The organism is Granulicella pectinivorans, from assembly GCF_900114625.1.
Classification (GTDB): domain Bacteria; phylum Acidobacteriota; class Terriglobia; order Terriglobales; family Acidobacteriaceae; genus Edaphobacter; species Edaphobacter pectinivorans.
Genome location: NZ_FOZL01000001.1, coordinates 4,368,693 through 4,381,369, shown reverse-complemented (window position 1 = coordinate 4,381,369; position 12,677 = coordinate 4,368,693). Strand labels below are relative to the sequence as shown.

11 protein-coding genes and 1 tRNA gene are annotated in these 12,677 nt (G+C 59.8%); 8 read left to right on the top strand and 4 right to left on the bottom strand.

All coding sequences use genetic code 11. From position 1 onward, the window contains the following. Positions 1 to 21: 21 nt before the first annotated feature. From BM400_RS17660 to BM400_RS22165, 5 genes are all read left to right on the top strand, one after another. Positions 22 to 1,101: a glycoside hydrolase family 88/105 protein gene (locus tag BM400_RS17660; RefSeq protein WP_175529096.1), complete on the top strand. Its 1,080-nt coding sequence runs from the start codon at positions 22 to 24 to the stop codon at positions 1,099 to 1,101. A 30-nt stretch (positions 1,102 to 1,131) separates the two neighbouring features. Further along, positions 1,132 to 2,397, top strand: a complete 1,266-nt coding sequence (locus BM400_RS17655) for a hypothetical protein (RefSeq protein WP_089841240.1) — start codon at positions 1,132 to 1,134, stop codon at positions 2,395 to 2,397. 16 nt (positions 2,398 to 2,413) lie between these two features. Then, positions 2,414 to 3,730, top strand: coding sequence for an MFS transporter (locus BM400_RS17650; protein ID WP_245781945.1), 1,317 nt, complete (start codon positions 2,414 to 2,416; stop codon positions 3,728 to 3,730). A 21-nt stretch (positions 3,731 to 3,751) separates the two neighbouring features. Beyond that, on the top strand, positions 3,752 to 5,815 hold the full coding sequence (locus BM400_RS17645) for a family 20 glycosylhydrolase (RefSeq protein ID WP_089841235.1): 2,064 nt from the start codon (positions 3,752 to 3,754) through the stop codon (positions 5,813 to 5,815). Positions 5,816 to 5,992: 177 nt separating this feature from the next. Further along, entirely contained in the window at positions 5,993 to 6,166 is a 174-nt protein-coding gene (locus BM400_RS22165; protein ID WP_175529095.1) for a hypothetical protein, read from the top strand. Positions 6,167 to 6,255: 89 nt separating this feature from the next. Here BM400_RS22165 and BM400_RS17640 read toward each other — a convergent pair. The 4 genes from BM400_RS17640 to BM400_RS17625 form a co-directional block, all read right to left on the bottom strand. Then, positions 6,256 to 6,331 (bottom strand) — tRNA-Glu (locus tag BM400_RS17640). 35 nt (positions 6,332 to 6,366) lie between these two features. After that, on the bottom strand, positions 6,367 to 7,770 hold the full coding sequence (gene murC / locus BM400_RS17635; RefSeq protein WP_089841233.1) for a UDP-N-acetylmuramate--L-alanine ligase: 1,404 nt from the start codon (positions 7,768 to 7,770) through the stop codon (positions 6,367 to 6,369). A 91-nt stretch (positions 7,771 to 7,861) separates the two neighbouring features. After that, the gene (locus tag BM400_RS17630) at positions 7,862 to 8,320 is read right to left on the bottom strand and encodes a hypothetical protein (RefSeq protein WP_089841231.1); all 459 of its coding nucleotides are present in this window, start codon (positions 8,318 to 8,320) and stop codon (positions 7,862 to 7,864) included. Positions 8,321 to 8,553: 233 nt separating this feature from the next. After that, entirely contained in the window at positions 8,554 to 9,477 is a 924-nt protein-coding gene (locus tag BM400_RS17625) for a LysR family transcriptional regulator (protein WP_089841229.1), read from the bottom strand. A gap of 127 nt (positions 9,478 to 9,604) precedes the next feature. Here BM400_RS17625 and BM400_RS17620 point away from each other — a divergent pair, with 127 nt between their 5' ends. The 3 genes from BM400_RS17620 to BM400_RS17610 are packed head-to-tail and all read left to right on the top strand — an operon-like array spanning position 9,605 to position 12,674. Beyond that, entirely contained in the window at positions 9,605 to 10,804 is a 1,200-nt protein-coding gene (locus tag BM400_RS17620) for a 2-isopropylmalate synthase (protein ID WP_089841227.1), read from the top strand. A gap of 35 nt (positions 10,805 to 10,839) precedes the next feature. Continuing rightward, on the top strand, positions 10,840 to 11,943 hold the full coding sequence (gene leuB, locus BM400_RS17615; RefSeq protein ID WP_089841224.1) for a 3-isopropylmalate dehydrogenase: 1,104 nt from the start codon (positions 10,840 to 10,842) through the stop codon (positions 11,941 to 11,943). 20 nt (positions 11,944 to 11,963) lie between these two features. Further along, positions 11,964 to 12,674 carry a hypothetical protein gene (locus BM400_RS17610; RefSeq protein WP_089841222.1) on the top strand — a complete coding sequence of 237 codons (711 nt, stop codon included), beginning with the start codon at positions 11,964 to 11,966 and terminating at the stop codon, positions 12,672 to 12,674. Positions 12,675 to 12,677 lie beyond the last annotated feature (3 nt).

The window sequence follows — 12,677 nt, the reverse complement described above, 5'->3', positions numbered from 1 at the left end:
TCGTTACCCAACGATCTATCCGTGGGTGTTGTCGAACAGACGATGAAGGCCCATCCGGTGCTCGCGAGTCTGGGCAAGTGGAACTACACGCGCGCCCTTACGCTTTATGCCATTGAGAAGGTCTACGAGAGAACACACGACCTCCGGTATCTGCACTACGTACAGGGGTGGGCCGACGCGCATGTGAGTGCGAAGGGAGAGATCGACGAGCCACTGGTTGACCTGGACAATATGCTTCCAGGCATCCTCATGCTGTCGCTCTATCGCGATACGGGTGAGGAGCGCTATAGGATAGCGGCACAGACGATTCGGCGTCGCTTCGATACGTATCCGCGCACGAAGGACGGTGGCTTGTGGCATGGGGCAGGCGTCGAGCATACGCACCAGCTATGGCTGGATGGCATGTTCATGTCGATGCCTTTCCTCGTGCAGTATGGAGAGATGTTCGGTGATCAGAAGTACGCCTATCGCGAAGCCTCGAAGCAGTTGCTGCTCTATGCGTCACATCTCAACGATCCAAAGACCGGCTTGCTCTTCCACGCTTATGACGAGCTGGGCACCGAGCCCTGGGCGCAGCCCGTCACCCACCATTCCTCATTCTTCTGGGGGCGCTCCATCGGTTGGTATGGCGTGGCGCTGGTCGAGGTTCTGGAGACGATGCCCAAGAACGATCCGGACCGCCCCAAGCTAATGGCTCTTGTGCGTCAACTAGCGGCGGCATTTGAGCGCTACCAGGATCCGCATACGGGGCTTTGGTTCAACGTGGTCGACAAGGCGGATGAGCCCGGTAACTGGCTGGAAACCTCGGCATCGTCAATGTTTATCTATATGCTCTCGAAGGGCGTAGAGCGTGGGTATATCGAGCCGAAGTACGCGGGGATCGCCTGTAAGGGATACCGCGGCATGCTGACGAAGCTGATCGCCAATCCTGAAGGCCGTGTGAGTGTGACGGCCATCTGCGCCGGAACGGTGGTTGGAGATCTTGCCTACTATTTGAAGCGTCCCGCCAACACGGACGATCTGCATGGCATTGGCGCGTTCATGCTGATGAGCGAGCAGATGAAGAACACGCCGTGCGCCCGAACGAATGCGAGTCGTTGAGTCGGAATTTTTAGCTGGTCTAGGAGCATTATGCTGAAGAAACAATCACTGCTGATATTCCTTACCATCCTTACGCTCGCGGGCGCTGGACACGCACAAACTCCGATCGCCGATCTCGATCACGATGCCAAGATCCGCGCGGACATGGTGCGCTTCGATCCGCACTATCGTGAGCTCATGACGCAGCGCAGGAAGCTGCTCAAACCGATGGCGGCGGAGATCACCGCGCGTGAAGCGGCTGGAAAGAAGGTTGAATGCTCCCATGACATCATGATTGAGACGCGTTTCCTGATGGGCTATACCGCAGACTTCCCGGCGATCGATCAGCATCTGGAAAGCCTGAAAGAAAGCCTGCTACATCCGGAGCTCGAGACGCACGCCGAGGAAGAGAGCCCGCAGGACGGCACATGGGGTGGATGCTTCACCATCTGGTGGGAGCGCCTCGATGCCTCCTATGATGTGTTACAGATGAAGAAGGCGAACGGCATCCAGCCGAAATACCGCTTCAGCGTGCTCGACCGCGTGAACTCGCCGGAGAAGCTGAAAGCCTACTTCGATTCCATCACCGAGTCCGATGTCGCGCACACCGGAATTGACAAGCGCAAGGAGCTCAACTTCGCGTATGTCGATCTTATCCGGCTCATCATGGCGGACGAGCCGGCGGGCTATCTCTGGGCACCAGGCATGAAGAACACACTTCTCGATCTGGTGCTCCACAAGTATCGCAACCAAAAGACGGGCTGGTGGGGAGAGAGCTACCTCCATGAGGGCAAGCGCGAGCAGGCCGATGACCTCAGCGTCACCTTCCACATCGTACAGTCCCTCAACAACGATGTTCCGATGAAGCGCGAACTGGCCACGACGCTCTTCGCGGTGAAGGATGTGGACTACCCGGTGGGTTGGTATGAGCATGGAGTGCAGACCAACCACAACAACATGGACGTTATCGTCCTCATGGGTGCAAGCTGGAGCGCCATGACGCCCGAACAGCAGAAGCGGACCAAGACTGAGATCGCCAGCATGTTGCACTGGTGCCTCACCGAGTCGCTGCAGCCCGATGGATCCTTCAAGGGCGCCGGCGACGCCGATTCCATCGAAGAAGACGAACACTTCGGAGCGAACTTCCTCGCACGCATCGGCTACTTCAACAAAACCAGACGCTTCTGGACCGATCAGGACTTTCCCGAGGCTGAAGCCAATCGCAAGCGTATCGTAGGCTTCATCGAATCGCACATAAGCACCGGCGCCGCCGGTGGAGCGTACTACACCAGCTCTCTCCAGGAAATCGCGAAATAGTCATCAAGAGGAAAAGATGATGGACGTGTCGCACAGTGCTCCGCCACGCCGTACCAGCAGCATTCGCTGGTGGATCTGTGTGCTCCTCTTCGCCTCGACGGTGATCAACTATCTCGACCGGCAGTCGCTCGCCTTGCTCGCGCCAAACCTCAAGCAAATGTTCCTCTGGGATAACCGCGATTACGCGCAGCTCGTCATCGGCTTTCGCGTCACATACACCGTAGGCCAGGTCTTCTGGGGGCGACTGCTCGACCGGGTGGGCACGCGTAAGGGCGCAACCATCAGCGTAGCGCTCTACTCGGTAGCATCCATGCTGACACCCTTGGCCGGCGGGCTGAGCTCGTTCCTCGGATTTCGCTGTCTGCTGGGCGTGGGCGAATCGGGCAACTGGCCGGCCGCAACAAAGGCAGTCTCCGAGTGGTTTCCCGCGCGTGAGCGTGGATTGGCAACGGCCTTCTTCGATAGTGGCTCTTCGCTCGGCGGTGCTATCGCTCCGTTCCTCATCTTCTGGATCTACAGGCACTGGGGCTGGCGTGCTGCGTTTGCAGTTCCAGGTTTGCTCGGAGTGGTGTGGCTTCTGGTGTGGCGCTGGTTCTATCACCAGCCTGAGCAGCATCCGATGATCTCCGCTGAAGAGCTCTCCATGCTCCAGGAAGAGAAACGCCTCGCCGGAACGGATAGTGCGGACGAACCAGTCTCGCTGAAGTCATTGCTTGCTCTGCGTGAGACATGGGGATGCATCGCGGCACGCGCTCTCACTGATCCCGTATGGTTCTTCATCACCGACTGGTTCCCCATCTATCTCGTGAGCAAAGGCTTTGCGCTGAGCAGCAGCCTGCTGGCTGTATGGGTTCCGTTCCTCGCGGCCGATGCGGGAAGCTATGTTGGCGGCCTGGTCTCCGGTTGGCTCATCCAGCGTGGATGGCCTCTTTTGCCGGCTCGCAAGGCAATCGTCGTAGCGGGCGGCATCGGCACCCTGTTCCTTATCCCCACGATCTTCGCAACCAATCTGCTTGTGCTGACCGCACTATTCGGCATCGCCACCTTCTCCTACCAAGCCTTCTCCGTGATGGCAAACGTCTTGCCTCCGGACCTCTATCAGCCCCGAGGGGTTGCGACGGTCAGCGGTCTCTCGGGCACCGCAGCCGGCATCGGCACAATCATCGGCTACGAAGCCATCGGATATTTCAGCGATGCGCGCAGCACATCCGGCACACACGCCTTTGACCCCATCATGATCGTATGCGGGCTGGTCCCGTTTGTCGGAGCTTTGCTTGTGGTGTGGCTGATCCGGCCTCAACGCTCGGCCTCCACCGCACTCAAATCTGTCTGACGTACACGCAGGGAGACCATCTTGAAGTTGTCTGCCATCATCCGCTCCGCGCTTTTTCTTACCCTGGGCACCACCGCTTTCCCGCAGGAGCCCGCCCTCGTCCCGCTCCCGCGCGAGGTGCGCTCGCTCGGCTCCATCTCACTGGCCCATGGACTGAATATCTCCGTGCCGGGCGGCGACGCCGAAGACAAGGCAGCCGCCGCCGATCTCGCCGGGACGCTAAAAGAGCGTGGCATACAGCCTTCCGCCAGGCCTTCGGTCCACATTATTTTCCTGCGCGTCACAGTTCGCTCTGCCGCCGCCATCCTTGCTCGCAATCACATTGAACTCACTCCCGCCATGCACGATGAGGGATACGCCATCGTGAGCGAGGGCAATACAACGTACGACATAGCCTCCACCTCTGCCGGCATCTTCTATGGTGCCCAAACCCTGGCACAACTCATCACCGTCGATCACTCCGTCGCGATGCTTCACGCTGTTATCCTCCGCGACTGGCCCGCGATGAAATACCGCGGCCTTTCACACGATCTCTCTCGCGGCCCAATCTCGACGCTTGCCTTTCAGCAGCACATCATCCGAGTCCTGGCCCAGTTCAAGGCGAACATCTACTCGCCCTATTGCGAGGTGTCACTCGCCTATCCTGGCAATCCCTTGCCCGCCCCGTACCACGGAGCCATGACGCCCGCCGACGTGGCAGCGCTGGTTGCCTATGCGAAGCCGTACCACGTCACCATCATTCCCGAGCAGGAGGCCTTCGGCCATCTGCATCACGCGCTCATGTTCGAGCAGTATTCGAGCCTGGCCGAAACACCGCACGGCAGCGCTCTCGCTCCTCAGGCACTAGGCTCCATCGAGCTCATCGATCAATGGTTCCGGCAAATCGCGACGATGTTTCCCGGCCCCTTTCTTCATGTCGGCGGAGACGAGGTCAACGAACTTGGCCTCGGCCAGTCGAAGGAGCGTGTCGCGCAGCAGGGTGAGCCCAAGACCTACATGGACTTTCTCATGCGCATCCACGCGCAGCTTCAGCCTCTGAAGAAGAAGCTGCTCTTCTGGGGCGATATTGCGATGTCCCATCCGGACCTGGTGAAGAAGCTGCCCAGCGACATGATCGCAGTCGCTTGGGACTACGACCCGCGTCCCCAGGGGTTCGACAAGTGGATTCGTCCTTTCACCGACATCGGCATGGAGACTTGGGTTGCGCCTGGCATCAATAACTGGAACCGCATTTATCCCAACAACGATGAGGCGTTGCGGAACATTCAGGGCTTCGTCTCCGATGGGCAGCGACTCGGAGCCACGGGTGAACTGAACACCATGTGGAACGTCGATGAGGATAACGAAGGGCTCTTCAATAACAATTGGTATGGGGTACTCTTCGGGGCGGCCGCAGGTTGGCAGCCAGGCTCCTCGAGCATCCCGGTCTTCCACCAGTCCTTCGGACAAGTCTTCCACGGAGACTTCAGCGGCAAGCTGAACCAGGCACAACTCGAACTCACCGAGGCCAGCATGGCGTTCCGCAAAGCCGGCTTCAAGTATGGAGCGATGACGGATCTTTTCTGGGCCGATCCTTGGTCGGAGCAGGGAAGACTTGACTCAGCGAAGATCCTTCCCGTGGCTCACACGATCCGCATGCACGCCGAGCGCGCCATCACGCTCATTCACGAGGCGCAAGTATCCGCTCCGTTACGTGAACCGGACGCCCTGAATGCCATGGAAATTGCCGCCAGGCGCATCGATTTTGTGGCCTATAAGTTCCAGATGGCCGACGAGATACTCACTGCCTACCGGCAAGCCGTCGAACAAAACAACGGGACGAAGGCCAAGGGCGCACCGCTCTTCCATATCAGCTACTTTTACCAGGACCTCATCTCCACCTACGGGCAGCTCCGCGATATGTACCAGGACGCGTGGCAAAAGGAAAACCGCTCCTACGCGTTGCAAAACGTGATGGTCCACTACGACATGAGTATGCAGCTATGGATGCTGCGCAGCGACCTCTTTCGCGACGCGAAGCTTCACTTTACCCAGACCAGGATTTTGCCTGTTCCTCAAGAGCTTGGCATGCCAGCCTACAGGTGAAGCCAGCGGTCCGTACTGACAGGTTTCTAACAGTTGCAGATGCCCAGCCTATCCAGGGACGATGATTGGGGCTTCGCAGTCCCTCCAGCGGCTGAAAGAAGCCCTCCTGGTTGTTCTCGATCTTCCGCGTATATCTCAAACCGGCCTCAAGGCGCTTGGAGTTACAGGCAATGCCGGATGGCATACGTTCCGTCATTCCTAAGCGGCGATCCTGAAGTCGCATGGGAAGATGTGAAGACCGTCCAAAACCTTCTTCGCCACGCCAACAGCAGCATCACCCTGAATCTCTATGCTCAAGCCGTGACGGATCAAACGTTCGGCACAGAGCAGGGTCTGCCGGCTGATGTTTGAGCCAGGAAGAAGAGGAGGGTCCGAAGAATGGGTTTTATTATCGGACGGCGATGTTTTTGGTGGGTGTGCGGTAAGTCATTGAAGCGATTTGGCGTCCCCGACGGGATTCGAACCCGTGTTACCGCCGTGAAAGGGCGGTGTCCTAGGCCACTGGACGACGGGGACGCGACTCTGCCGCAGTACTCAGAATACTCGGTGCTTCATGCTGGGTCAAGGGCTTTGAGGGCCGCGAGCAACAACGGGCCAGCCTGGGAGACGGTGCCTGCGCCCAGTGTGATGATGAGCGAATTTGGCTGGGCGCGCAGGGCTAGACGTTTCACCGCCCCGTCCATCGTGGGCGCATACTCAACCGAGTCTTTGCGGCGAGACATCTCCGCGGCCAACGCGGCAGCCGTAACGCCTGCGATCGGGGCTTCGCCTGCGGAATAGATGTCCACCATTTCTACCGTGTCGGCGTTTTCGAAGGCGGTGAGGAACTCCGTCCAGAGATCGCGGGTGCGGGTGTAACGATGCGGCTGGAAGAGCACGTGGATCGCGGAGTAACCGCAGTCCTTCGCAGCGCTCAGTGTGGCGAGTACCTCCGTTGGGTGGTGCCCGTAGTCATCGACGACCGTCACGCCGTTGGCTGTGCCCTTGGTCTGGAAGCGTCGGTCGACCCCTCGGAAGGAGGCGAGGCCCTTGGCAATCTTCTCCGGGCTGAGGCCAAGTTGGATGCCGATGGCGATGGCGGCGGTCGCGTTGAGAACGTTGTGACGGCCTGGAACGTGAAGGTTGAACGGTCCCATGAGGAGGCCGTGATAATTGACGTGAAATGTAGAGTGTGCGCTCTCGGAACGGGGGAGCATACTCACCTGGAAGTCGGCATCGGAGCTGAGCCCGTACGTGTGGACGCGGTGTCGGACACGGGGCAGGATGGCCCGCAGCATCGCGTTGTCCACGCAGGCCGTGATGGCCCCGTAAAAGGGCACCTTGTCCATGAACTCAACGAAGGCGGATTCAACGTCGGCCATGTCGCGATAACAGTCCATATGTTCGCGGTCGAGGTTGGTCACAATCGCGAGGATGGGGAAGAGTTTCAGGAATGAGCGGTCGCTCTCGTCGGCTTCGGCCACCAGATACTGCGAACTTCCCAGCCGGGCGTTCGACCCAAGGGCATCAACGCGTCCCCCGACGACGACGGTAGGGTCGAGGTCGCCACCCGCAAGGACAGCCGCGACCATGGACGTCGTGGTCGTCTTGCCGTGCATGCCTGCAACCGCTATCCCGTACTTCAGGCGCATAAGTTCAGCGAGCATCTCGGCACGCTGGATGACGGGTACCTTACGTGCGTGCGCTTGGAGAACCTCGGGGTTGTCCTTGGCAACGGCGGAGCTGGTGACCAGAACATCGGCGTTCGAAGCGTTTTCGGCGCGATGACCTTCAAAGATCGTGGCCCCCAGCGATTCCAGCCGAGCGGTCGCGGGTGACCGGCGAAGGTCCGATCCGGAGACGGTATAGCCCATGGTAAGCAGTATCTCCGCGATACCGCTCATGCCAATGCCGCCGATGCCGATGAAGTGGATCCGCTGCGTGGGAGCGAAGAGAAAATGGCCTGGTACGAACATCTGTTCACTCTATCAGCGGTGGCCGGATGCGCAAGAGACGAAAAGGCCGGAGGTTCGTCCCTCCGGCCTTTCATGCGTGGATGCTAAAAGTCTACTGCTGAGGAGGTGGTGGTGGGCCGTCGCCGCCCCGCCCACCCATGCCGCGCTCACGCTGGCGCGCCAGCATGGCGTCGTACTTGGGCTTCTGGTCGTCGTTCAAAACGGCGCGAATCTTGGCCTCGCTGGCGGCGCGCATGGCCATCATCTTGTCGCGCTTCTGGTCCTGGGGGGTAGCGGTGTCCTCCCGCAGTGCCATCATCTCCTTCCGGTTGTCGGCCTGGATCGTCTTGATCTGCGCGACTTGGTCCGGCGCGAGATTAAGTGCCCTGGTCATCATTTCGAGCTGACGCTCGGGGTTCATGCGTCCGCCGGGACCGCCCGGAGGTGGACCCTGCTCGCCGGATGGCGGCGGGGGAGGGGTGTCCTGCGCGCGCAGGGAAACGGCACCAATGGATAGCGTACAAAGCGCCAGTGCGGCGACGCGCACTGCATTGCGGGGGAAGTTCTTCATGGTGATGCCTCTTTTCAGTCGTGCTGGTGATGGCGATCGTGCTGCGTGTGAAGAGTAGCCCGGGGCGAGAACGCCCTTGGTCCTTCGGGAGCTTCGGTGAGAAAGCATACCCCAGCGAAGTGCTAATGCGTACAGACGATGGCTGGCTGAAAAGGTTCCGGCGAAGGCGATAAAAAGCGTCCCTTATCGCGAAGCAGCTTTGATGGGACTTCGACGCCAGGCTTGGACTCTCGCTAAATCCCGCGTTCCGATTGAAAACAAAAGGGATCGCCCTTCTTGGCGGCGTAGGCTTCCACCACCTCAAGAAACGCCCGTGCCGCGTGCGACAGCGTCGCCTGGCGCCGGTAGATGAGTCGGAGTTTCCGTTCGAGCTGAAGTTCGGGAATGGGAATCTGGATAAGCGAGCCATTCTCCACCTCGGACTGCACGGTCAGTCCCGGGACCAGCGCAACGCCGTTCGACATCTCGACGAAGCGCTTGATCGACTCAATGGTGGGCAGTTCCACACCCATGTGGAGCTGCGTCTTGTGCCGTTTGAAGGCCTGCACCACCTTGAGCCGCTGGGGAGAGGCGACGTTATGGGCGATGAAGTTCTGCGTTCCAAGCTCGCGGATCGATACCTGCTCGCGTTTGGCCAGGGGATGCCCGGGAGCGACAACGAACTGGAGCTCGTCGCGATAGACGACGACGGACTTCACCTGAGGATCTTCCGGGCGGAAGCTGACGATACCGATCTCCACCGAGTGCGAGAGTACGTCGTCCGGAATCCGGCTAGCGAGCTCGCGGCGCACGGCGATCTTGATCCGCGGATTCTGGCGGCGGTACTCGTCCAGTAGGGGAAGAAGGTACAGGCACGTGTACTCGTTGGCCGCGAGCGAGAGCTTGCCGCGATGCAGTTCACGCAGCTCGGTCAGGGCGGATTCGGCCTCACTACGCAGATTCAGCAGCTTGGCCGCATAGTCGCGCAGCACGGCGCCGGCATCGGTCAGGGTGCCGTCGCGCGACGATCGCTCAAAAAGAACCTCACCCAACTCCGACTCGAGTTTCGCGATAGCCTGCGATACCGCCGGTTGGGTACGATGCAGGCGGGCCGCGGCACGAGAAAAGCTGCGCTCTTCAGCAACGGCAAGGAAGGTTTCTAAGACGAAGAGGTCCAACGGGGTGCATCTCCTGTTCGGTGCGCGGCCCTCTAAGGATGGCCGATGCTGTCATTAGAATGCATGATACTGATTTGCGCACGCATAAGACCGGATTATGATGAATGAAGTTCGAGAGGCAGTCCTTATGGTAGAGACCGACGTAAAGCACACTGACGGAATCGTATTCTTCGACACGACGCTGCGGGATGGCGAACAATCCCCCGGATGCACCATGCATGCGGACGAAAAGCTGCGTCTTGCTCACCAGTTGGCGGCACTTGGCGTGGACGTCCTGGAAGCGGGATTCGCCATCGCGTCGACCGGCGACTCGGAGTCAATCCGGGCGATCGCCCGTGATGTGAAGGGTCCGAGGATCACCTCGCTCGCACGCTGCAAACGAGAGGACATCGAGGCCGCGGCGTATGCGATTGAGCCGGCAGCGAAGAATCGTATCCATGTGTTTCTGGCGTCGTCCGATCTCCATCTGGAAGCCAAGCTGAAGATCACCCGGGCCCAGGCGCTGGAGCAGGCGGCGGAGTCCGTCCGTCTCGCTTGCACGTACAGCGACGATGTCGAGTTCTCCGCGGAGGATGCGACCCGTACCGATCCAGATTTCCTGACGCAGATCGTCACCGTCGCCGTCCAGGCCGGTGCGAAGACCATCAATCTTCCCGACACCGTGGGCTATACGACGCCCGCTGAGTACACGCGTCTGTTCCAACGGATCAAGGCGACGGTGCCCGGTATTGAAAACATCATCCTCTCCACGCATTGCCACAACGATCTCGGCATGGCGGTCGCAAACTCCCTGGCCGGTATTGAAGGCGGCGCGCGGCAGGTAGAATGCACCATCAACGGCATTGGCGAGCGCGCGGGCAATGCGGCGCTCGAGGAGATTGCCGCAGCATTGATGGTGCGGCGCGATGTCATGCCTTACACCAACAACATCGTGATGACGCAGCTCTACCCGACGAGCAAGATGTTGGCGGAGACAATCAGCTTCGGTTGCTCGCCAAACAAGGCCGTCGTTGGTGCCAATGCCTTCGCGCATGAATCCGGCATTCACCAGCACGGCATGATGGCGAACCCGCTCACCTACGAAATCATGACGCCAGCCTCCGTCGGAGTTGCCGCAACCAACATGGTGTTGGGGAAGCACAGCGGACGACGCGCACTGGCGGACAGGCTGTCTGCCCTGGGGCATGTACTCGACCGGGAAGAACTGGATGCCGTGTATGGCCGGTTTACGGCGTTGGCCGACCGGAAGAAGTCGATCTACGACCAGGACCTGCTGGGATTGCTGAAAGCGGAGTCTCCTGTTCTCGCACCCGTTTTAGACATGTAACCAGATTGGCAACTTTTTTGATTGAGGGATTCTGAATGCGTTTGAAGATCGTTGTTCTGGCCGGCGATGGAATTGGACCTGAGGTAACGCGGGAGGCTACGAGTATTCTGCGTGCGGTCGCCGAGTTCGGTGGGCATGAGTTTACCTTCGTCCCGGCTCTGCTTGGTGGCGTGGCGATCACGGCCGAGGGCACGCCGTTGCCGCAGGCTACGTTGGATGTCGCGCTCGATTCGGACGCTGTCTTACTCGGCGCCGTGGGTGACAACAAGTTCAACGCGCTTTCGCCCGACAAGCGGCCAGAGGCTGGCCTGCTACAGATCCGTCAGGCACTCGGTGGATTCGCCAACCTGCGTCCCTCGGTCGCGTACCCTGCGCTTGCCGAGAACTCGCCGCTTCGCCCCGAGGTCACCAAGGGGGCGGACATTCTCTTCGTACGTGAGCTTCTGGGCGGCCTGTACTTCGGCGCGCCCCGTTGGTGGAATCGCGACACGAACGAAGCCATCAACACGATGCGCTATACGAAGGACGAGGTTGTCCGCGTCGCAAAAGTAGCGTTCGAACTCGCGTCCAAGCGCAAGAAGAAGGTGACCAGCGTCGACAAGGCGAACGTCCTCGAAGTATCCCAGCTTTGGCGTGCCGTGGTCACGGAGGTCGCGAAGGACTATCCCGAGGTGACGCTCGAGCACCAGCTCGTCGACTCCATGGCCATGCACCTCATGAACACGCCTCGTAGCTTCGATGTGGTGCTGACGGAAAACCTCTTCGGAGACATCCTCTCGGATGAGTCCGGCGTCATCACCGGCTCCCTCGGCATGCTGCCTTCGGCGACCATTGGCGGCAAGGTCAATCTGTATGAGCCCGTACACGGCTCGGCCCCTGACATCGCGGGAACAGGCAAGGCGAATCCGCTGGGCGCCATCCTGACCGCGGCGATGGTGCTCCGTCACTCCGCCGGTCTTGAAGCCGATGCGGCGGCCATCGAAGCAGCCGTGGCGCAGGTGCTCGAAGCAGGGCATCGCACTGCGGATATCGCTCGCGGCTCCAACCAGCAGGTCGTGACGACCGAGCAGATGGGCAAACTGGTGCATGAGGCTTTGGCCCACGCGCTCGATCGTCAACAGTCGATGCACGGTGTTTAGGAAGAAGAGCCTGTAATCCTATGCGTTACCTATTCCAACTCGTCGCTGCTTGCGCTTTGCTCCCCGGCTTTGCCTCCGCGCAACTGCTCGGCTCCACGGGGCTTGCCCCGAAGGAGCAGAAGAAGAAAGCGCATCGCGACAACGTGGAGTGGATGTGGCAGTACTCGCCGCCGCCCGCAGACGGCCGCGAAAACGAGTTGCTGCAGGATCCAAGGTTTGTGCCGTTTCTGCAGTCCTATCTGACGGCTCCCCAGGCGTTCTGGGGACCGCAGCAGGGGCCACGCAAGAGCCTCGCGGATACCGCGTTCGACTTTCTCGCCGTGCCCGGTCAGGTCATTGCAGACAGCGAACGCTACATCACAGTGACGGGCTGCGTCTTTCATTTTTGTTCGAATCGCGGTCTACTCTGGGTTGATCTAAACGCGAAGGATCCGCTGGTCATCTTCGCCGCGATCGACTGGACGACCGAGAACAGGACGCCAGACGATCCAGCCGCAACCTATACCGTCTGGATCTTTTCGGACCAGACCCTCAGCGCGAAGTCGGACGATAAAAACCGCGTTCCTCCTGCATTTTTGAAGAGTATTGCCCGTTGGACCGCAGCACCTGTTCCCGGGCAGAAGCATCTGCAGAACATTACGACAGCGGTGCTGGTCGACCCCGACGGGACACCGCATCAACTCCCTCCGGATGCTCTCGGAGTGACCAGTACCGAAGTGAAGGGGAAGTAACGA